Source organism: Streptomyces sp. NBC_00207 (assembly GCF_045160965.1).
GTDB lineage: Bacteria > Actinomycetota > Actinomycetes > Streptomycetales > Streptomycetaceae > Streptomyces.
The window spans coordinates 2,729,553-2,749,006 of record NZ_CP130715.1 but is presented as its reverse complement, the minus strand read 5'-3'; the positions used below and the strand labels follow the sequence as shown (position 1 = coordinate 2,749,006).

Below are 19,454 nucleotides of genomic sequence, written 5' to 3'. Positions count from 1 at the left end.
CGGATGACCGGACGGGCCGGGCGGGATGATCCCCGCCCGGCCCGTCCTCGTTCCCGCGCTCTGCCGCTGCCGGCCGACCGCCCTACTTGACGGCCTTGAGCGCGTCGACCACGCCGGAGCCGTAGTAGCCCGTCTGGCCCCACTTGGCCTTGCAGGTGGTGGCGTTGATCAGCGCGCCCGTGGCGTCGTAGATCTGCGTCGGGCAGGCCGCCTTCGTGGACTGCACCTTGAGCATCGCCTGCAGCTGGGAGGGCGTGGCCCCCGGGTGGGCGCTCTTGAGCAGCGCCGCGACGCCCGCGACGTGCGGGGCGGCCATCGAGGTGCCCTGCTTGTAGCCGTAGCCGCCGCCCGGGACGGTCGACAGCACGCGCCCGTTGGCGTCCGGGGTGGCCGGGACCTGCCACTTGTCGCCGCCGGGGGCGGCGACGTCCACGACCCCGAGGCCGTAGCTGGAGTAGTACGAGCGCAGGCCCTTGTCGCCGGTCGCCGAGACGGTGACCACGCCCGGCAGCTGCGTGGGCAGGTCCAGGCAGACCTTCGGGTCGATGGTGCGGGTGACCGGGGTGGTGTCGTTCGGGCTGGTCTCGTCGACGAGGGAGTCGGCCGCCAGGTCCTGGTTCGAGTTGCCGGCCGAGGCCACGTGGAGCGTGCCCTTGCGCTCGGCGTACTTGGTGGCCCTGCCGATGGCCTCCACCAGCGCCTTCTGGTCGTCGTCGGTCTTGCAGTTGAAGAGGTACGGGTCGACGTAATAGCTGTTGTTGGTGACCTCGATCCCCTTCTCGGCGGCGAACATGAAGCCGCAGACGACCGCCTCGGTGTAGAAGAGGCTGGTCCCGGGCTCGCTCACCTTGATCGCGGCGATCTTCACGCCCGGTGCGACACCGCTGATGCCGAGGCCGTTGCGCGCGGCGCCTATGGTGCCGGCCACGTGGGTGCCGTGGTCGCTGCCGTCGGGGTACGGGCGCCAGGCGCCCTCGGTGGTGTCCGCGACGCCGCCGACGCAGTTGGCGGACTGGCCCTTGGAGAAGTTCGGGGCGAGATCGGGGTGGGTGTCGTCGACACCCGTGTCGATGATGCCCACGGTTACGTCCGGGCTGCCATCGTTGATCTTGTGAGCCTCGTCGGCCTTGATCGTCCGCAGGTCCCACTGGTTGGGCTCCAGCGGCTCCTGACCCTCCTGGGCCTGCGCCGCGGCCTTGGCGGCGTCCGCCGCGCTCAACCGCTGCGTCGCGCCTTCCTCGGTGGTCTGCACCGCCTGCATCGGGGCCGTCCGGGTGGCGCCGACCGACACGAACAGACCGCGCTGGGCGCGCAGCTGCCTGGCGAAGTCGGGGTTCTGGGAATGTGCGACGACGACCCCGATCTGCTCATAGGCCGTCACCACCGTTCCGCCGGCCCGCTCGACGGCCTTCTTCGCCGCCTTCACCGTGGCGTACGCGTTCAGGTTCGCCACGTACGACAGCTTGGGCCCGGAGGTCGAGGGCTTCGCGGTCACCGCCCCGTCCGCCGTGTTGCCCAGCGGCGCGGCGGAGGCCGGGACCGAGGGCAGGAAGGCGAGCGAGGCGGTGAGCGCCAGGCCGACCGGCACGGCGAGGGCGCGCCGGCGGACGGGTCCCAGATGAGCCATGGGTTCTCCAGATCATCTTTGAAAAAGCCGTCCGCACGCGGTTGCGTCGGACGGGTTCATGACAAGCGAACCTAGCGCTGCCGTTCCCTGCTACGCCATCAGTTCGAGAAATCAGTTTCCGAAGAACCCATGGGTGTTGAACCGTCCCGACCCGCCGTACGTGCCGTTGACAGGGGGGCTCGGCACCACCGGCCCCCCACACGGAGGTTGTTTTGTCCGTCGTCCCCACCGCACCCGCGTCACAAGGAGATCCCCCCGTGACCACCGAAGCAGCGCCGCCGCCGGGCAGCGCGGGAACGCCACTGGCCGGCCCCACGGCCGAAGATTTCGCGAGCGTCCAGCAGAGCGCCGAATTCGCCGAACTGCGGAGCTCCTACCGCTCCTTCGCCTTCCCGCTCACCGTGGCCTTCATCGCCTGGTACCTGCTCTACGTCCTGCTGTCCAACTACGCGGGCGGCTTCATGGGGACCAAGCTCTTCGGCAACATCAACGTCGCCCTCGTGCTCGGCCTCGCCCAGTTCGCGACGACCTTCCTCATCGCCTGGCTGTACGCGCAGCACGCCGCGACCAGGCTCGACCCCAAGGCCGAGGCCATCAAGGCGCGGATGGAGGCCGCGGAATGACCGGCGCGCTCCACCTGACGACGGCCGCAAGCGCCACCGAGCACCGCCCGCTGATCATCACCCTGTTCGGGCTGTTCGTCGTCGCCACCCTGATCATCACCGTCTGGGCCGGCCGCCAGACCAAGGACGCCGCCGACTTCTACGCGGGCGGGCGCCAGTTCACCGGCTTCCAGAACGGCCTCGCCATCTCCGGCGACTACATGTCCGCCGCGTCCTTCCTCGGCATCGCCGGAGCCATCGCCCTCTTCGGCTACGACGGCTTCCTCTACTCCATCGGCTTCCTCGTCGCGTGGCTGGTCGCGCTGCTCCTCGTCGCCGAGCCGCTGCGCAACTCCGGCCGCTACACCATGGGCGACGTGCTCGCGTACCGGATGCGCCAGCGGCCCGTCCGGACCGCCGCCGGCACCTCCACCATCGTGGTCTCGATCTTCTACCTGCTCGCCCAGATGGCCGGCGCCGGCGTGCTCGTCTCGCTGCTCCTGGGCATCACCAGCGACGGCGGCAAGGTCGCCATCGTCGCGCTGGTCGGCGTCCTGATGATCGTCTACGTGACCATCGGCGGCATGAAGGGCACCACCTGGGTCCAGATGGTCAAGGCCGTCCTGCTCATCGCGGGCACGCTCCTGATCACCTTCCTGGTGCTGGTGAAGTTCAACTTCAACATCTCCGACCTGCTGGGCAAGGCGGCGGAGAACAGCGAGCAGGGGGCGAAGTTCCTCGAGCCGGGGATGAAGTACGGCAAGGACTCGACCTCGAAGCTGGACTTCATCTCGCTCGGCATCGCCCTGGTCCTGGGCACCGCCGGCCTGCCGCACATCCTGATCCGCTTCTACACGGTGCCCACCGCCAAGGCCGCGCGGAAGTCCGTCCTCTGGGCCATCGGCATCATCGGCGCCTTCTACCTGATGACCATCGCCCTCGGTTTCGGGGCCGCGGCCCTGCTCGACCGGGACGAGATCATCAAGTCCAACAAGGCGGGCAACACGGCGGCGCCGCTGCTCGCCCAGGCGGTCGGCGGAGGACCCGACTCCACGGGCGGCGCGATCCTGCTCGCCGTCATCTCCGCGGTCGCCTTCGCCACCATCCTCGCCGTCGTCGCGGGCCTGACCCTCGCCTCCTCCTCGTCCTTCGCGCACGACCTGTACGTGAACGTGATCCGCAAGGGCAAGGCCACCGAGAAGGAGGAGGTGCGCGCCGCCCGCTGGTCCACGGTCGTCATCGGGGCCGTCGCCATCGGCCTGGGGGCCCTGGCCCGCGACCTCAACGTCGCCGGCCTGGTCGCGCTCGCCTTCGCGGTCGCCGCCTCCGCCAACCTGCCGACGATCCTCTACAGCCTCTTCTGGAAGCGCTTCACCACCCAGGGCGCGCTCTGGTCCATCTACGGCGGCCTGATCTCGGCCGTCGGCCTGGTGCTCTTCTCCCCGGTCGTGTCCGGCAAGCCCACCTCGATGTTCAAGGACGCGGACTTCTTCTGGTTCCCGCTGGAGAACCCGGGCATCATCTCGATCCCCCTCGGGTTCTTCCTGGGCTGGCTGGGAACCGTCCTCTCCAAGGAGAAGGCCGACCCCCAGAAGTTCGCCGAGCTGGAGGTGCGCTCCCTCACCGGAACAGGGGCGCACTGACATCGTCCGAACACCCAGCGTGGCCGTGTCGTAGGTCCCTACGACGCGGCCACGTTACGTCTCGTTCATTCGGGGACCTCTTCACGACACAGGCGTCGCGTAGGCTCGAAATAGAACGCGTGAAGTAGATCCAAATATCGCGCGTACCTCTAGATCCGGACAGGGGAGGGGGCCCACAGTGCTTCTCGACACCTACGGCCGCGTGGCCACTGACCTGCGCGTCTCGCTCACCGACCGGTGCAATCTGCGCTGTACCTACTGCATGCCCGAAGAAGGGCTGCAGTGGCTCGGCAAGTCCGATCTGCTCAGTGACGACGAGATCGTCCGGCTGATCCGCATCGCCGTCACCCGGCTCGGCATCACCGAGGTCCGCTTCACCGGCGGCGAGCCCCTGCTCCGCCCCGGCCTGGTCGGGATCGTCGAGCAGTGCGCGGCCCTGGAACCCCGCCCCAAGATGTCGCTGACCACGAACGGCATCGGTCTCAAGCGCACCGCGCAGGCACTCAAGGCCGCCGGCCTGGACCGCGTGAACGTTTCCCTGGACACCCTGCGGCCCGAGGTCTTCAAGACCCTCACCCGCCGCGACCGGCACAAGGACGTCATCGACGGCATGGCCGCCGCCCGCGAGGCCGGCCTCACCCCCGTCAAGGTCAACGCCGTCCTCATGCCCGGGCTCAACGACGACGAGGCCCCCGACCTGCTGGCCTGGGCCGTCGAGAACGAGTACGAGCTCCGCTTCATCGAGCAGATGCCGCTCGACGCCCAGCACGGCTGGAAGCGCGACGGCATGATCACCGCCGGGGACATCCTGCAGTCCCTGCGCACCCGCTTCACCCTCACCGAGGAAGGCGCCGACGAGCGCGGCTCCGCCCCGGCCGAGCGCTGGGTGGTCGACGGCGGCCCGGCCACCGTCGGCGTCATCGCCTCGGTCACCCGCCCGTTCTGCGGCGCCTGCGACCGTACGCGGCTCACGGCCGACGGCCAGATCCGTACGTGCCTGTTCGCCACCGAGGAGTCGGACCTGCGCGCCGCCCTGCGCTCGGGCGCCCCGGACGAGGAGATCGCCCGGCTGTGGAAGGTGGCGATGTGGGGCAAGAAGGCCGGGTCCGGCCTCGACGACCCGTCCTTCCTGCAGCCCGACCGCCCGATGTCCGCGATCGGCGGCTGACCGGGCGTCGGTGGCCGGCCGGGCTCGTCCAGCCGGCCGGGCTCGTCCAGCCGGCCGGGTCCGGCGGCCCGGCCGTGCTCGGCGGCAGGCCGGGTTCAGCGTTGGCGCTCCGAGCCCTCCGGCTGGACCCACTCGCCGATCTTCACGACGTCCTTGAGGAAACCGCGGACCCCCAGGAACTGGGACAGGTGTTCGCGGTGCTCCTCGCACGCCAGCCAGGTCTTGCGCCGCTCCGGCGTGTGCAGCGTGGGGTTGTTCCACGCCAGGACCCAGACGGCCGCGTCGCGGCAGCCCTTGGCGGAGCAGGTGGGGGTTTCGTCGGGGCCGGAGGGGACACCGGAAGCGTCGGAGGAAGTCACGGCCCAACCCTAGAACGGAAAGGCGACGCCGAGCAGCCACGGGGGGAGCTGCCCGGCGTCGGTCCGTCGCTCCGACGGGGGATGCGGAGCGCGTGAGCAGTATGTCACGCACGACCCGGTGGAGTGCACCGGAACTTCATGATTGATCTGAGCTTTTCTTGAGGTTTCCCGCGTCCAGCGCCGGCCGCACCGGAGCGGGGATGAAGTGGGAGGGCAGCGAGGGCGTCGACTCGCGCCCCGCGTTCGCGATGACCACGGCCACGTACGGCAGCAGGGCTCCCGCGACGAGCGTCACGATGGCCACCGGGCGCTGCACGTTCCACAACAGCACGGTCGCGATGACCGACAGGGTCCTGATGCCCATCGAGATCACGTACCGGCGCTGGCGGCCCCGCACGTCCTCGTCGAGGCCCATCCGCGCACCGGTGATCCGGAACACCTCGGCCCCGTTCCGCTTCTGCCGCTTCGTCCGTTCCACGCTCCACCGCCCGATCGCCCGCCGGGCGCTCCCCGGCCCGGACCTCTCCACGGTACGCCGCCCCCGCATCCGCGAGGAGAGGGGGCACCCCCATTGGGGGCTGTCCGAAATGCGCGGTACGCCGGGCGGGCCGAAACTGGGCCCACGTGCGCACAACGCGCCAGGAGGAGGCTCGACATGTCTTGGTTGTGGGCGATCATCGTCGGTTTCGTGCTGGGGCTGATAGCCCGGGCCATCCTGCCGGGCAAGCAGCACCAGCCCCTATGGCTCACCACCCTCTTCGGCATCGCCGGCGCCGTCCTCGGCAACGCCGTGGCCGGCTGGATCGGCGTGGGGGAGACCGCGGGCATCGACTGGACCCGGCACCTGCTGCAGCTCGCCGGAGCGGTCCTCGTGGTCGGGCTGGGCGAGATGCTCTACGGATCGATCCGGGGCCGCAAGCGGCAGATGACGTGAGGCACTCCGGATCATGACGGAGGGGCCGGCCGGACCCCGAGTCCGAACCGGCCCCTCCGCCGTGTTCCGCGTGCCGTCCTACGAGGCCTCAGGCCCCGGTGACCTCGACGGCCGCCAGGTTCTTCTTGCCCCGGCGCAGCACCAGCCAGCGCCCGTGCAGCAGGTCCTCCTTGGCGGGGACCGCGTCCTCGGCGGCGACCTTCACGTTGTTCACGTAGGCACCGCCCTCCTTCACGGTCCGGCGGGCGGCCGACTTGCTCGCGACCAGGCCGGTCTCCGCGAACAGGTCCACGACCAGGCCCGGCTCCGCGACCCGGGCGTGCGGCAGCTCGGACAGGGCCGCGGCCAGCGTGGCCTCGTCCAGGTCCGCCAGCTCGCCCTGGCCGAACAGCGCCTTCGACGCGGCGATCACGGCGGCGCACTGGTCGGCGCCGTGCACGAGCGTGGTCAGCTCCTCCGCCAGCGCCCGCTGCGCGGCACGCGCCTGCGGCCGCTCGGCGGTCTGCGCCTCCAGCGCCTCCAGCTCCTCACGGGACTTGAAGGACAGGATCCGCATGTAGGTGGAGATGTCCCGGTCGTCCACGTTCAGCCAGAACTGGTAGAACGCGTACGGCGTGGTCATCTCCGGGTCGAGCCAGACGGCCCCGCTCTCGGACTTGCCGAACTTGGTGCCGTCCGCCTTGACCATCAGCGGGGTCGCCAGCGCGTGCACGACCGCGCCCGGCTCGACGCGGTGGATCAGGTCGAGCCCCGCCGTCAGGTTGCCCCACTGGTCGGAGCCGCCCTGCTGGAGCACGCAGCCGTAGCGCCGGTACAGCTCCAGGAAGTCCATCCCCTGGAGCAGCTGGTAGCTGAACTCCGTGTAGCTGATGCCCTGGTCGGAGTCGAGCCGCTTGGCGACCGAGTCCTTCGTCAGCATCTTGTTGACCCGGAAGTGCTTGCCGATGTCCCGCAGGAACTCGATGGCGGACATGCCCGCCGTCCAGTCCAGGTTGTTCACCATGAGCGCCGCGTTCTCGCCCTCGAAGGACAGGAACGGCTCGATCTGGGTGCGCAGCCGGGTCACCCAGTTCGCGATCGTCTCCGGGTCGTTCAGCGTGCGCTCGGCCGTCGGCCGCGGGTCGCCGATCTGCCCGGTGGCCCCGCCGACCAGCGCCAGCGGCCGGTTCCCGGCCAGCTGGAGCCGGCGCACGGTGAGCACCTGCACCAGGTGCCCCACGTGCAGCGAGGCGGCCGTCGGGTCGAAGCCGCAATAGAACGTGACCGGACCGTCCGCGAAGGCCTTGCGCAGCGCTTCTTCATCAGTGGACTGGGCGAAGAGCCCACGCCACTTCAGTTCGTCGACGATGTCCGTCACGGTCTCTCGACTCCTTCGGATGATGGAAATTGCAACACTTCGTTGCAACGGTCAGTCTAGGCCGGTCAGACGCCCTTGCTGACCGAACTCATGTTGAAATCCGGGATGCGCAGCGCAGGCATCGCGGCCCGGGTGAACCAGTCGCTCCACTCGCGCGGCAGCGTCTTCTCGGTCCGGCCGGCCTCCGAGGCCCGCGACAGCAGGTCCACGGGGGACTCGTTGAAGCGGAAGTTGTTGACCTCGCCGACGACCTGCCCGTTCTCCACCAGGTAGACGCCGTCCCGGGTGAGCCCCGTGAGCAGCAGCGTGGCGGGGTCCACCTCGCGGATGTACCAGAGGCAGGTCAGCAGCAGACCCCGCTCGGTCCCCGCCACCATCTCCTCCAGGGACTTCTCGCCGCCCCCGTCGAGGATCAGGTTCCCGAAGCCGGGGGAGAGCTGCATCCCGGTCAGGCCGGCGGTGTGCCGGGTCGTGGTCAGCCGGGCCAGTTCCCCGTCGCGGATCCACTCGGTCGCCGGAACCGGCAGGCCGTTGTCGAAGACCGAGGCGTCGTCGCCGGAGCTGTGCGCGATCACGAACGGCGCGGTCTCCAGACCCGGCGCGTTCGGGTCGCTGCGCAGCGTCAGCGGCAGCTCGGACAGCTTCTCGCCGAGCCGGGTGCCGCCGCCGGGCTTGGAGAAGACCGTACGGCCCTCCACCGCGTCCCGGGCCGCCGCCGACCACATCTGGTAGATCAGCAGGTCCGCCACGGCCGTCGGCGGCAGCAGGGTCTCGTACCGCCCGGCGGGCAGGTCGATCTTCCGCTCCGCCCAGCCCAGGCGCACGGCGAGCTCGGCGTCCAGTGCGGTCGGGTCCACGTCCTTGAAGTCCCGGGTGGAGCGGCCGGCCCAGGCCGAGCGCTGCCGGTCCGGGGACTTCGCGTTCAGCTCCAGCGTGCCGTTGGGCTGGTCGTGGCGCAGCCGCAGCCCGGTGGAGGTGCCGACGTACGTGGAGACCAGCTCGTGGTTGGCGAAGCCGTACAGCTCCCGGCCGCCGGCCCGGGCCCGGGCGAAGGCCTCGCCGAGGGCCGGCGCGAAGTCGGCGAACACCGCCGAGGTGGTCTCGGCGGGGGCGTCGGTGAAGTCCGGCGAGGCCGGGGTCCCGGTGACCAGCGGCTGGGCGTCCTCCGCCGGGCCCGCCCCGCGTGCGGCCGCCTCGGCGGCCCGCACCAGCGGCTCCAGGTCGTCCGCGGTCACGGCGGAGCGCGAGACGACCCCCGAGGCCGTGCCCTCCTTGCCGTCGACCGTGGCGATGACCGTCAGGGTCCGGCCGCGGGTGACGCCGTTGGTGGTGAGCGCGTTGCCCGCCCAGCGCAGGTTGGCGCTGGACTCCTCGTCGGCGATGACGACACAGCCGTCGGCGGTGGACAGCTCCAGCGCCCGCTCGACGATCTCGTGGGGCTTGGTGCGTCCGTTCGAAAGCGTGCTCATCGGCCGGCCTCCTGCGTGGTGTTCAAGATGTTCACGTCGCGGAACAGCGCGGACGGGCAGCCGTGCGAGACCGCCGCGACCTGGCCCGGCTGGGCCTTGCCGCAGTTGAAGGCGCCGCCCAGGACGTAGGTCTGCGGGCCGCCGACCTTCTCCATCGAGCCCCAGAAATCGGTCGTGGTGGCCTGGTACGCGACGTCGCGCAGCTGTCCGGCCAGCCGGCCGTTCTCGATCCGGAAGAACCGCTGCCCGGTGAACTGGAAGTTGTAGCGCTGCATGTCGATCGACCAGGAGCGGTCGCCGACCACGTAGATCCCGCGCTCCACCCCGCCGATCAGGTCCTCGGTCGAGAGCCCGCCCGGATCCGGCTGCAGCGAGACGTTCGCCATCCGCTGGACGGGCACGTGCCCGGGGGAGTCGGCGTAGGCGCAGCCGTTGGAGCGGCCCAGGCCCGTCAGCTTCGCGATCCGCCGGTCCAGCTGGTAGCCGACCAGGGTGCCGTCCTTGACCAGGTCCCAGGACTGCGCCTGGACGCCCTCGTCGTCGTACCCGATGGTCGCCAGACCGTGCTCGGCCGTGCGGTCACCGGTCACGTTCATGATCGAGGAACCGTACGTCAGCTTGTTCAGCTGGTCGAAGGTGGCGAAGGAGGTCCCCGCGTACGCCGCCTCGTAGCCCAGGGCCCGGTCGAGCTCGGTGGCGTGGCCGATGGACTCGTGGATGGTGAGCCACAGGTTGGACGGGTCCACCACCAGGTCGTAGCGCCCGGCCTGGACGCTCGGCGCCCGCATCTTCTCGGCGAGCAGGCCGGGGATCTGCTCCAGCTCGGAGTTCCAGTCCCAGCCGGTGCCGGTCAGGTACTCCCAGCCGCGGCCGGCGGGCGGGGCGATCGTGCGCATGGAGTCGAACTCGCCGGTCGTGCCGTTCACGGCGACGGCGGTGAGCTGCGGGTGGATCCGCACCCGCTGCTGCGTGGTCGACGTGCCCGCGGTGTCGGCGTAGAACTTGTTCTCGTGCACGGCGAGCAGCGAGGCGTCCACGTGCGCCACGCCGTCGGCCGCCAGCAGGCGCGCGCTCCAGTCGGCGAGGAGCGCCGCCTTCTCCGCGTCCGGCACCTCGAACGGGTTCACGTCGTAGGCGGAGATCCAGGTGCGGTCCGCGTGCACCGGCTCGTCGGCGAGCTCCACGCGCTCGTCCGAACCGGCGGCCTTGATCACCTGGGCGGACAGCTTCGCCATGGCCACGGCCTGCGAGGCCACCTTGGCGGCGGTGTCCATGGTCAGGTCCACACCGGAGGCGAATCCCCAGCTGCCCCCGTGCACCACCCGGACCGCGAATCCGAGGTCGGTGGTGTCGGACCCGCCGGCGGGCTTGGCGTCGCGCAGGCGCCAGGAGGCGCTGCGGATCCGCTCCAGCCGGAAGTCGGCATGCTCGGCGCCCAGCGCGCGGGCCCGGGCGAGCGCCGCGTCGGCGAGCGCCCGCAAGGGAAGCGCGGTGAAGGCCGCGTCGATGGAATGGGGCACGGAAGTCCTCCCGGGGTCGGGGCCGGTCGCCCCGATCATGTCGCGATCGGGGCCTTCGTGCCTACATCTTTCTGTAGGGACTCGACAGAGCCCGCCGCGAGGCCCTGTCGGGGGTCGATTCTCCGTACGAGCGATGCGACCTATAGGTTTTTGGTATTCAGACCGCTAGCGAAAGGGTGATCTGTTGAGCCGCTCGGTTCTCGTCACCGGAGGAAACCGGGGCATCGGCCTCGCCATCGCCCGAGCCTTCGCGGAGGCCGGCGACAAGGTCGCGATCACGTTCCGGTCGGGTGAGCCGCCGGAGGCGCTCACCTCGCTCGGTGTCCTGGCGGTGCGGTGCGACATCACCGACTCCGAGCAGGTGGAGCAGGCCTACAAGCAGATCGAGGACGCGCACGGCGCGGTCGAGGTGCTGGTGGCCAATGCCGGCATCACCAAGGACACGCTGCTGATGCGGATGTCCGAGGAGGACTTCGCGTCCGTCGTCGACACGAACCTCACCGGCACGTTCCGGGTGGTCAAGCGCGCGAACCGTGGCATGCTCCGTGCCAAGAAGGGCCGCGTCGTCCTGATCTCCTCGGTCGTCGGACTGCTCGGCTCGGCCGGCCAGGCCAACTACGCCGCTTCGAAGGCCGCGCTGGTCGGCTTCGCCCGCTCGCTCGCCCGTGAGCTGGGTTCCCGCAACATCACCTTCAACGTCGTCGCCCCCGGTTTCGTGGACACCGACATGACGAAGGTGCTCACCGACGAGCAGCGCGCGGGCATCGTGGGCCAGGTGCCGCTCGGCCGTTACGCGCAGCCCGAGGAGATCGCGGCAGCCGTCCGCTTCCTGGCGTCCGACGACGCCGCGTACATCACCGGAGCCGTCATTCCCGTTGACGGCGGATTGGGCATGGGTCACTGATCACCATGAGCGGAATTCTCGAGGGCAAGCGCATCCTCATCACGGGTGTGCTGATGGAGTCCTCCATCGCCTTCCACACGGCCCGGCTGGCCCAGGAGCAGGGCGCCGAGGTCATCCTCACCGCCTGGCCGCGCCCGTCGCTGACCGAGCGCATCGCGAAGAAGCTGCCCAAGCCGGTCAAGGTGATCGAGCTCGACGTCACCAACGACGAGCACCTGGCCCGCCTGGAGGGCCTCGTCCGCGACGAGCTCGGCGGCCTCGACGGCGTCGTCCACTCGATCGGCTTCGCGCCGCAGGACGCCCTCGGCGGCAACTTCCTGAACACCCCGTTCGAGTCGGTCGCCACCGCCATGCACGTCTCGGCGTTCTCGCTGAAGTCGCTGGCCATGGCCTGCAAGCCGCTGTTCCCGGCGGAGGGCGCGGCCATCGTCGGCCTCACCTTCGACGCGCAGTTCGCCTGGCCTCAGTACGACTGGATGGGCCCGGCCAAGGCCGCCCTGGAGGCCACCAGCCGTTACCTCGCCCGCGACCTGGGCAAGGAGAACATCCGCTGCAACCTGGTCTCGGCCGGTCCGATCGGCTCGATGGCCGCGAAGTCCATCCCGGGCTTCAGCGAGCTGGCCGACGTCTGGAACTCCCGCTCCATGCTGGAGTGGGACATGAGCGACCCGGAGCCGACGGGCAAGGGCGTCGTGGCCCTGCTGTCCGACTGGTTCCCGAAGACCACCGGCGAGATCGTCCACGTGGACGGCGGCCTGCACGCGATGGGTGCCTGACCTCAGGTCAGGGCTCCTGCGTCCGTACGGCGGCGGCCGCGCTTCCCTCCCGGGGAGGCGCGGCCGCCGCCGTTTCACGTGGCCCGCGGGCATCGATCGCTCGTATGTTCACCGGCCGACCGGATCTTCCCGAGTCGAAAACCAGGACGGATGCCTGCAAACTGGCCAGGTCGGGATCTTCCCGGCTCCTGCGGGGAGGAGGGTAGGAGTGCGAGCGAGGCCGAGCCGAACGGTATCGATGCTGGTCACCTCGGTGATCCTGACCGGACTCCTGGTCCCCGGAGCGGCCGCCCAGCCCGTGGGAGACGAATCGGCACCCGGCCCCGAAGCGGTGGCCCCGGCCGTCGTGGAGCTCGCGGAGATCCCCGCCGAGCCCCCCGCCCAGCCCTCGCGCCCCACCGGGCGGGAACTCTTCGGAGCCGACTGCGACACCATCATCGAGGGCTCGCAGGTGACGGCGAACTGCCACAACGCCTACCCGGAGACCGACCTGCTGCGGCTGCACGTCGAATGCGACCGCTGGTGGGACGTGGACGGCGACGGCGCGGCCGTGCCCGTCGGACCGGCCGGCCGGGTGGAGCTCATCGGCCGCTGCTGGAAAGAGGTCCGCTCGGCCTGGGTCAGCCACCAGCGGGCGTGAGCGGACCCCCGGCCCTGTCCTCGCCGCCCGTGCTCTCCCCGCCCCCGCGCGCGCCGTCCTTGTCCTCGCCGTCCGTGTTCTTGCCGAGGCAGGCGAAGGGGTAGCCCGCCGCCTCCGAGGCCGCGGCGTCCCCGTCCCCGCGCCGGATCGCCTCGATCAGCCGCGCGTGGTCCAGATGGGCCGACGGATGCAGCTCGGTGCCCACGTCCGCCCGCAGCCAGTCGGCCACCAGGTCGCCGAGGTCCGCGTACAGCCCGATCAGCACCTCGTTGTGCGAGGCCGTCACCACCGCCATGTGCAGGCTCACGTCCGCGGCCACGAAGACCTCCGCGTCCCCGCCCGCCCAGGCCTCCTCGCGGCGCGCCAGCAGCGCGTCCAGCTGTACGAGGTCCCGCTCGGTGCGCCGCTCCGCGGCCAGCCGGGCCGCCGAGGACTCCAGCGTCGAACGCAGCTCGGCGATGTGCCGCGGCTCGGCACCGGCGAACCGGCGGTGCATGACGCCGGCCAGCTCGCTGGTGGCGATGACGTACGTGCCCGAGCCCTGCCGGATGTCCAGGAGGCCGTTGTGCGCCAGCGCCCGCACGGCCTCGCGCACCGTGTTGCGGGCAACGCCGAGCAGCTCGACGAGCTCCGGCTCGGTCGGGATGCGGGCGCCGACCGGCCACTCGCCGGAGGTGATCTGGTTCCGCAGCTGGGCGATCACCTGATCGACGAGTGCGGAGCGCCGTGGCGACGTCAGCGGCATGGGTTCCTCTCAAGAGCGACTGGACAACCAATCATCCCATGATTCTATGATGGCTGGATGTCCGACGAAGAACTCCAGACGCTCGACCGGCCCGACGGGAGCCACCAGCCCCCGCGGCAGGCCGCCCGCGAGGAGGCCGCGGCCCGCACCGCGGCCGCCGCCACCCCGCACGCGACGGCGCAGCCGGCCTGGCTCGGCCCGGTGCTCATCGTCGGAATCGTGCTGGCCGCCCTCAACCTGCGGCCCGCCATCACCAGCCTCGGCGCCCTCTTCGAGGAGACCCGCACCGGTCTCGGCATGAGCGGCACCGTCGCCGGACTGATCACCTCCGTCCCCGCCCTCTGCTTCGCCGTCTTCGGCGTCACCGCGCCCCGGCTCTCCCGCCGCTTCGGCCCGGCCGCCGTCGTCTGCGCCGGCATGGCCGCCGTCGCCACGGGCCTGCTGATCCGCCCCTTCACGAGTGGAGCCGCGGGCTTCCTGGCCGCCAGCGCCCTCTCCCTGGCCGGCATAGCCCTCACCAACGTCCTGCTCCCGGTGATCGTCAAGCGCTACTTCCCGGACCGGGTCGGCACCATGACCGGCCTGTACTCCATGGCCCTGGCCGCCGGCACCTCGCTCGCCGCCGCCGCGACCGTCCCGCTGACCGGCGCCCTCGGCGGCAGCTGGCGCACCGGCCTGCTGATCTGGGCCGTGCTCGCCCTGGCCGCCGTACTGCCCTGGCTGCCCGTCGCCCGGGCCTCCCGGCGCGCCGAGCGGGCCACGGCCGCAGCCGCCGCCTCCGGCGCGGGCACCGCCGTACGGGCCGACGCGGGCCCGCGGGTCGTCCGCAGCCGCACCGCCTGGGCCCTCGCCTGCTACTTCGGCCTCCAGGCCACGGGCGCGTACATCACCATGGGCTGGCTCCCGCAGATCTTCCGCGACGCCGGGGTCTCCGCCTCCACCGCTGGTGTGCTGCTCGCCGTCACCATGGTCATGGGCGTCCCGCTCGCGTTCGTCATACCGGGCCTCGCCGCCCGGATGAGGAACCAGGGCGCCATCGCCGCCGTCCTCGGCGTCTTCGGCCTCACCGGCTACCTCGGGCTCTACTTCGCCCCCGCCGCCGGAGCCTGGGCCTGGGCGCTCCTGCTCGGCATCTCCAACTGCGCGTTCCCCCTCGTCATCACCCTCATCGGGCTGCGCGCCAAGTCCCCGGCCGGCGTGGTCAAGCTCTCCGCCTTCGCCCAGAGCACCGGCTACCTCATCTCCATCCCCGGCCCCCTCCTCATCGGCGCCCTCTACCAGCACAGCGGCGGCTGGGACCTGCCGCTCGCCCTGATGGCGGGCCTGCTCGTCCCGCAGATCGCGCTGGGAGTCCTGGCAGGCCGGGACCGCACGATCGAGGACGAATGCGGCATGCGAGACTGACCGGCATGTCGCCCGTACTTGAACCGAACCCGCAGGACGGCCGCAAGAAGCTCGGCCTCGTGCTCGGCGCGATCCTCGGCATCACCGTGATCATCTCGGTGATCGCCACGATCGCCTCGCCCTGAGGACGCCCCTGAGGACGCCCCTCACGACCTCCCCGAGGACGCCCGCCTCCCCCCGAGGGTGGGGACAACCCCACCACCCCTAGGGGGTCAGGCTCAGGGTGAAGTGGGGTGTGCCCCGGATGGGAACGGCCGCACCGGATCCATAGATTCGTGAACAGCGAGCCAGTCCCGTCCGCACACCCACGGAGGCGGCCATGTCGGCCCCCACGCACACCCGGTCCCTCCCGTCCGCCACCGCCCCCCGGGCCCGCGCCGCCGCCGGCGCGAGCGCCCGGCTGCACTGGTGGGCGCTGGCCCTGCCCGCCCTCGCCTTCGGCCTCCTGCTGACGCTCCTCGCCGGCTCCGGCGAGGCCCACGCGGCCACCGGCGAGGCCTCGTCCCTGGTCCAGGTCGCGGAGCAGCTCCTGCGCGCCGTCGGCTGACCTCCCGAGCGCCCCTCACCTCCCGGGGTGAGCCCCCTCAACACCCTGCGCCGCGTGGCTCCTTTCATGCGAAGCTGGGAGTCATGAGCGCCGACACACCCCGCAGGATCGCCCTCCTCCGGCACGCCAAGGCCGACTGGCCCGAGGTGTCCGACCACGACCGCCCGCTGGCGGAACGAGGCCGCAAGGACGCGCCGGCCGTCGGTCTGAAGCTCGCCGAGACCGGCATCGTCTTCGACCTGGCCCTCTGCTCCACCGCGGCCCGCACCCGAGAGACCTGGAAGCTCGCCGTCCAGGAGATGCCGCACCGGCCCAAGACCCACTACGAGGAGAGGCTCTACGACGCCTCGCTGGGCGAGCTCATCGCCCTGCTGAACGAGACCTCCGACGAGGTCTCCGACCTCCTCGTCATCGGCCACAACCCCGGCATGCACGCCCTCGCCGACGCCCTCTCCGGGCGCGCGGAGGGAGACACCCTCGCGAGGATGACCCGTACGGGATTCCCGACCGCGGCCCTCGCCGTCGTCTCCTTCACCGGATCGTGGAAGTCCGTGGAGCACGGGGTGGGCACCCTGCTCGACTACTGGACCCCCAAGGGGCACTGACCGGCCCGACCGGCCGCGTACGCGCGAACGGGCCCCGGCAGCCGCATCGGCCGCCGGGGCCCGTTCGCATCCCGTTCGTGTCCCGGGGGTCAGGCCAGATCGGCGGCCTCGACCTCCTCGCGGGTGATCCCGAGCAGGTACAGCACCGCGTCCAGGAAGGGCACGTTCACCGCCGTGTGCGCGGCCTCGCGGACCACCGGCTTGGCGTTGAAGGCCACACCGAGCCCGGCCGCGTTCAGCATGTCCAGGTCGTTGGCCCCGTCGCCGATGGCCACCGTCTGGGCCAGCGGCACCCCGGCCTCGGCGGCGAAGCGGCGCAGCAGCCGGGCCTTGCCCGCCCGGTCCACGATCTCGCCGGTGACCCGGCCCGTCAGCTTCCCGTCGACGATCTCCAGCGTGTTGGCGGAGGCGAAGTCCAGCCCCAGCCGCTCCCGCAGATCATCCGTGACCTGGGTGAAGCCGCCCGAGACCACACCCACCTGGTAGCCGAGCCGCTTGAGCGTGCGGATCAGGGTCCGGGCACCCGGGGTCAGCTGCACCTCGGCGCGGACCTTGTCCACGACGGAGGCGTCCAGGCCCGCCAGCAGCGCCACCCGGGCGTGCAGCGACTGCTCGAAGTCCAGCTCGCCGCGCATGGCCCGCTCGGTGACCTCGGCGACCTCGGCCTCGCAGCCGGCGTGCGCGGCGAACAGCTCGATGACCTCGTCCTGGATCAGGGTCGAGTCCACGTCCATGACGACCAGGCGCTGGGCCCGGCGGTGCAGTCCGGCCGAGACCACGGCCACGTCCACGCCGATGTGCGCGGAGGCGGTGGCCAGCGCGGTGCGCAGCGGCTCGGTCTCGACACCGGAGACGGCGAACTCCACCGCCGTCACCGGGTACTTGGCAAGGCGGAAGATACGGTCGATGTTGCCGCCGGTCTCGGTGATCCGGGAGGCGATGGCGGCCGTGGACTCGGCGGTGAGCGGATGCCCGAGCACGGTGACATGGGAGCGGCCGCTGCCGCGCGGCCGGTTGTCACCGGTGCCGGAGAGGATCTCGGCCTGCATCTTGAGGGACTCGGCCCAGCTGTGGACGGTGGCCCGCAGGTCGCCCTCGGCGCCTCCGGCGGGCTTGGTGACGAGGGCGCACAGAACGATGCGGCCACGGGTGACGACCTGCTCGATGTCGACGACATCGACGGAGTAGGCGGCGAGGGTGTCGAACAGCCCGGCGGTGATCCCGGGACGGTCCTTGCCGAAGATCTTGACGAGGAGGGTGGGGACGTCGGAGGTCTGCGATGCGCTCATGGTGCCCTCACCGTATCTTCCCCACCCCGGGCCCAGGACCCCCGTCCCACGTCTTGAACGATCTTTCAACCCCTCCGGCGTTTGAGGAGCGGGATCCGGGGCGGAGCCCCGGGGAACGGCGGAAGGGCGGGGTGGGGAGCGGCCCCGCGCCGAGCCTCACCGCGGCGGCGCCGGCGGCTTCGGCGGGGGCGGTGGCGCCCCCGGCGGGGGAGGCGGAGTGAAGGGCTCCCGGCGGGGCGGCCTCGGCTGCCTGGGCGACCAGGGCGGGATGCCGGTCACGGTCACGTCCCAGGAGCCGTCCGCCTCCCCGGCCGGCCGGGGAGGCGAGCCGCGCGGGGGCCCGCCGTACGGCACGATCCCGGGGTACGCGGCCGTCGGCGCCTCCGGGTCGGGCCACCCCGGGGCGGGCCCCCGCGCGCCGGCCCGTCCCGGGACGGCCGGCCGGCGCCGGGGCGCCAGGACCGCGCCCGCCGCCCCGGCCACCGCCCCCCACACCGCGCCCAGCACGAGGGCGAGCGGAAGGGACCCCCGCAGCTCGACCCCGGCGTCCACCGCGTCCACCCCCAGCACCGCCAGCGACGCGTCCGCCGAGAGCCCCGTCAGCCACACCAGCCCCGCCAGGGCCACTGCCGTCACCGCCGACAGCCGCGCCGCGCACCCGAGCACCCCGCGCCCCGGACCGCGTACGGGGGTCCGTACGGCTGCCAGCACGCCCGCGTAGAGCAGCAGCAGGGCCACCCCCGCGACCAGCAGCCAGACCCGCCCGTCGTACTCCGCGAGGCGGGCCACCGTCACCGGCTCCTGCGCGGACACGGCCAGCAGGTCGTCCAGCGGATCGGGCAGCAGCCGGGCCGGCTCCCCCTCGGCCCGGCCGCGCACCGGTACGAACAGCCCCAGCAGCACCCCCAGCCAGCTTCCGTTCGGCGCCCCCAGCAGCGCGGCCCCCATGACCCGTCGCGGATGGGCGTCGCCCAGCGCCGCCCACACCGCCGCGGCCAGCCCGGCCGCCACCGCGACCAGCAGCATCGCCACCACCGCCGAGGCGGCCGGGCGGATCCGGGCGAGTGCGGCCGGCCCGCGCCGCGAGACCAGCAGGGCCACCGCCAGCACGGCGAGCGCCCACAGCCCCGCGCCCAGCAGCGTCGGCCCGGTCTCCACCGAGAACCCGACCCGGGTCCGCGTCTCGATCAGGTCCCCGATGCGGTCCGGCAGCAGCCCGCCGATGTCGCCGATCCCCGGGATCTCCACCTTGGCCGGGGTCTTGGGCAGCACCGTCCCGTCGAGGGTGACCACGTCGTGCCCGGCCCAGGCCAGCCCGCCCGCCGTCGCGACGAACAGCGCCGTGAGCACGAGGACCCGGGCGGCCGTCTCACCGGGGCCCGCCCCGGCCCGTAGCGAGCGCACGAACATTGACCCCAGGACCAGCGCCCCGGCCAGCGCCACCCCCAAGGGCATGACGTCCAGGGAGGTTTCGGCACCCGCCCCGACGACGCCGAAGGCCGACACCTCGCCCGAGGGGGTCACGGTGCCGCCGGCCGCGAGGACCACCACGGCGGCCGTCATCGCCCCGAGCGACCCTCCTGCGGCATCGGCGCCCAGGAGGTGCAGCCCGAGCCCTGCCACCCCCGCCATCACGATCAGACACCAGCCCACCGCGGCGACCGCGGACACGAGCACGTCTCCCCAACGAATGCGGCGCATGCGGTGAACCCCCGATGCCTACCGAGCGGTACGCGAGGGGACCTCCGGGCGAGAAGTCCCGTATCTCACTCTCCGGGTGACTTTCGACCCCGTCAACGGGCAGTCGTAGACGCCCCGGCAAGGCCCGGATTCCACATACGGCTGCGGGCCTGAAATAGTTCCCC

The 19,454-nt window shown here is 71.8% G+C and carries 20 protein-coding genes; 11 read left to right on the top strand and 9 right to left on the bottom strand.

The window, feature by feature from the left end; genetic code table 11:
• Positions 1-82: 82 nt before the first annotated feature.
• The gene (locus OG472_RS13145) at positions 83-1,627 is read right to left on the bottom strand and encodes a S8 family serine peptidase (RefSeq protein WP_401600753.1); all 1,545 of its coding nucleotides are present in this window, start codon (positions 1,625-1,627) and stop codon (positions 83-85) included.
• Between the two features lie 257 nt (positions 1,628-1,884).
• Here OG472_RS13145 and OG472_RS13140 point away from each other — a divergent pair, with 257 nt between their 5' ends.
• The 3 genes from OG472_RS13140 (at position 1,885) to moaA (ending at position 5,040) form a co-directional block, all read left to right on the top strand.
• Positions 1,885-2,250, top strand: a complete 366-nt coding sequence (locus OG472_RS13140; protein ID WP_405941451.1) for a DUF485 domain-containing protein — start codon at positions 1,885-1,887, stop codon at positions 2,248-2,250.
• Entirely contained in the window at positions 2,247-3,872 is a 1,626-nt protein-coding gene (locus OG472_RS13135; protein WP_405941450.1) for a cation acetate symporter, read from the top strand. Before OG472_RS13140 ends, OG472_RS13135 begins: the two co-directional genes overlap by 4 nt.
• Positions 3,873-4,050: 178 nt before the next feature.
• Entirely contained in the window at positions 4,051-5,040 is a 990-nt protein-coding gene (gene moaA, locus OG472_RS13130) for a GTP 3',8-cyclase MoaA (protein ID WP_401600749.1), read from the top strand.
• A 95-nt stretch (positions 5,041-5,135) separates the two neighbouring features.
• On the opposite strand, the gene OG472_RS13125 is transcribed toward moaA, so the two are convergent.
• A complete protein-coding gene (locus tag OG472_RS13125) occupies positions 5,136-5,399 on the bottom strand; it encodes a hypothetical protein (RefSeq protein ID WP_401600747.1) in 264 nt (87 codons plus the stop codon).
• A gap of 136 nt (positions 5,400-5,535) precedes the next feature.
• Positions 5,536-5,814, bottom strand: coding sequence for a DUF3099 domain-containing protein (locus tag OG472_RS13120; RefSeq protein ID WP_361757390.1), 279 nt, complete (start codon positions 5,812-5,814; stop codon positions 5,536-5,538).
• A gap of 240 nt (positions 5,815-6,054) precedes the next feature.
• Here OG472_RS13120 and OG472_RS13115 point away from each other — a divergent pair, with 240 nt between their 5' ends.
• Complete coding sequence (locus OG472_RS13115) at positions 6,055-6,333, top strand: GlsB/YeaQ/YmgE family stress response membrane protein (protein ID WP_383569409.1); 279 nt, start codon at positions 6,055-6,057, stop codon at positions 6,331-6,333.
• Between the two features lie 88 nt (positions 6,334-6,421).
• Here OG472_RS13115 and tyrS read toward each other — a convergent pair whose 3' ends face one another.
• From tyrS to OG472_RS13100, 3 genes are all read right to left on the bottom strand, one after another.
• A complete protein-coding gene (gene tyrS / locus OG472_RS13110; protein WP_383569412.1) occupies positions 6,422-7,690 on the bottom strand; it encodes a tyrosine--tRNA ligase in 1,269 nt (422 codons plus the stop codon).
• Between the two features lie 65 nt (positions 7,691-7,755).
• Positions 7,756-9,159: a metallopeptidase TldD-related protein gene (locus OG472_RS13105; RefSeq protein WP_401600743.1), complete on the bottom strand. Its 1,404-nt coding sequence runs from the start codon at positions 9,157-9,159 to the stop codon at positions 7,756-7,758.
• Positions 9,156-10,718 carry a TldD/PmbA family protein gene (locus OG472_RS13100; RefSeq protein ID WP_405941449.1) on the bottom strand — a complete coding sequence of 521 codons (1,563 nt, stop codon included), beginning with the start codon at positions 10,716-10,718 and terminating at the stop codon, positions 9,156-9,158. The genes OG472_RS13105 and OG472_RS13100 overlap by 4 nt, the downstream gene beginning before the upstream one ends.
• Positions 10,719-10,863: 145 nt before the next feature.
• Here OG472_RS13100 and fabG point away from each other — a divergent pair, with 145 nt between their 5' ends.
• From fabG to OG472_RS13085, 3 genes are all read left to right on the top strand, one after another.
• On the top strand, positions 10,864-11,583 hold the full coding sequence (gene fabG, locus OG472_RS13095; RefSeq protein ID WP_030717003.1) for a 3-oxoacyl-[acyl-carrier-protein] reductase: 720 nt from the start codon (positions 10,864-10,866) through the stop codon (positions 11,581-11,583).
• Positions 11,584-11,588: 5 nt separating this feature from the next.
• Positions 11,589-12,359: an enoyl-ACP reductase FabI gene (gene fabI / locus OG472_RS13090; RefSeq protein ID WP_389125486.1), complete on the top strand. Its 771-nt coding sequence runs from the start codon at positions 11,589-11,591 to the stop codon at positions 12,357-12,359.
• 208 nt (positions 12,360-12,567) lie between these two features.
• Positions 12,568-12,999: a hypothetical protein gene (locus tag OG472_RS13085; RefSeq protein WP_401600734.1), complete on the top strand. Its 432-nt coding sequence runs from the start codon at positions 12,568-12,570 to the stop codon at positions 12,997-12,999.
• Here OG472_RS13085 and OG472_RS13080 read toward each other — a convergent pair.
• Complete coding sequence (locus OG472_RS13080) at positions 12,980-13,744, bottom strand: FadR/GntR family transcriptional regulator (RefSeq protein WP_401600732.1); 765 nt, start codon at positions 13,742-13,744, stop codon at positions 12,980-12,982. The genes OG472_RS13085 and OG472_RS13080 overlap by 20 nt on opposite strands.
• 57 nt (positions 13,745-13,801) lie before the next feature.
• On the opposite strand from OG472_RS13080, the gene OG472_RS13075 reads away from it, so the two are divergent.
• The 4 genes from OG472_RS13075 (at position 13,802) to OG472_RS13060 (ending at position 16,300) form a co-directional block, all read left to right on the top strand.
• Complete coding sequence (locus tag OG472_RS13075; protein WP_405941448.1) at positions 13,802-15,148, top strand: CynX/NimT family MFS transporter; 1,347 nt, start codon at positions 13,802-13,804, stop codon at positions 15,146-15,148.
• 5 nt (positions 15,149-15,153) lie between these two features.
• On the top strand, positions 15,154-15,273 hold the full coding sequence (locus tag OG472_RS13070) for an SGM_5486 family transporter-associated protein (protein WP_267882100.1): 120 nt from the start codon (positions 15,154-15,156) through the stop codon (positions 15,271-15,273).
• Positions 15,274-15,467: 194 nt separating this feature from the next.
• On the top strand, positions 15,468-15,695 hold the full coding sequence (locus OG472_RS13065) for a hypothetical protein (RefSeq protein ID WP_405829557.1): 228 nt from the start codon (positions 15,468-15,470) through the stop codon (positions 15,693-15,695).
• Between the two features lie 83 nt (positions 15,696-15,778).
• Positions 15,779-16,300 carry a histidine phosphatase family protein gene (locus OG472_RS13060; RefSeq protein WP_361757335.1) on the top strand — a complete coding sequence of 174 codons (522 nt, stop codon included), beginning with the start codon at positions 15,779-15,781 and terminating at the stop codon, positions 16,298-16,300.
• Between the two features lie 89 nt (positions 16,301-16,389).
• Here the strand turns inward: OG472_RS13060 and serB are convergent, their stop codons facing one another.
• Positions 16,390-17,589 (bottom strand): phosphoserine phosphatase SerB, encoded by a 1,200-nt coding sequence (serB, locus tag OG472_RS13055; RefSeq protein ID WP_319729030.1) that lies wholly within the window; start codon positions 17,587-17,589, stop codon positions 16,390-16,392.
• A gap of 156 nt (positions 17,590-17,745) precedes the next feature.
• Positions 17,746-19,290: a streptophobe family protein gene (locus OG472_RS13050; RefSeq protein ID WP_405941447.1), complete on the bottom strand. Its 1,545-nt coding sequence runs from the start codon at positions 19,288-19,290 to the stop codon at positions 17,746-17,748.
• Between the last annotated feature and the right edge of the window lie 164 nt (positions 19,291-19,454).

Excerpts from the sequence above, each read along its gene's own strand:
- serB (WP_319729030.1), bottom strand. The coding sequence starts at position 17,589 with ATGAGCGCATCGCAGACCTCCGACGTCCCCACCCTCCTCGTCAAGATC.
- OG472_RS13115 (WP_383569409.1), top strand. The coding sequence starts at position 6,055 with ATGTCTTGGTTGTGGGCGATCATCGTCGGTTTCGTGCTGGGGCTGATA.
- OG472_RS13135 (WP_405941450.1), top strand. The coding sequence starts at position 2,247 with ATGACCGGCGCGCTCCACCTGACGACGGCCGCAAGCGCCACCGAGCAC.
- OG472_RS13105 (WP_401600743.1), bottom strand. The coding sequence starts at position 9,159 with ATGAGCACGCTTTCGAACGGACGCACCAAGCCCCACGAGATCGTCGAG.
- OG472_RS13075 (WP_405941448.1), top strand. The coding sequence starts at position 13,802 with ATGTCCGACGAAGAACTCCAGACGCTCGACCGGCCCGACGGGAGCCAC.
- OG472_RS13050 (WP_405941447.1), bottom strand. The coding sequence starts at position 19,290 with ATGCGCCGCATTCGTTGGGGAGACGTGCTCGTGTCCGCGGTCGCCGCG.
- OG472_RS13060 (WP_361757335.1), top strand. The coding sequence starts at position 15,779 with ATGAGCGCCGACACACCCCGCAGGATCGCCCTCCTCCGGCACGCCAAG.
- OG472_RS13100 (WP_405941449.1), bottom strand. The coding sequence starts at position 10,718 with ATGATCGGGGCGACCGGCCCCGACCCCGGGAGGACTTCCGTGCCCCAT.
- fabI (WP_389125486.1), top strand. The coding sequence starts at position 11,589 with ATGAGCGGAATTCTCGAGGGCAAGCGCATCCTCATCACGGGTGTGCTG.
- OG472_RS13065 (WP_405829557.1), top strand. The coding sequence starts at position 15,468 with ATGTCGGCCCCCACGCACACCCGGTCCCTCCCGTCCGCCACCGCCCCC.
- OG472_RS13080 (WP_401600732.1), bottom strand. The coding sequence starts at position 13,744 with ATGCCGCTGACGTCGCCACGGCGCTCCGCACTCGTCGATCAGGTGATC.
- OG472_RS13120 (WP_361757390.1), bottom strand. The coding sequence starts at position 5,814 with ATGGGCCTCGACGAGGACGTGCGGGGCCGCCAGCGCCGGTACGTGATC.
- OG472_RS13145 (WP_401600753.1), bottom strand. The coding sequence starts at position 1,627 with ATGGCTCATCTGGGACCCGTCCGCCGGCGCGCCCTCGCCGTGCCGGTC.
- OG472_RS13070 (WP_267882100.1), top strand. The coding sequence starts at position 15,154 with ATGTCGCCCGTACTTGAACCGAACCCGCAGGACGGCCGCAAGAAGCTC.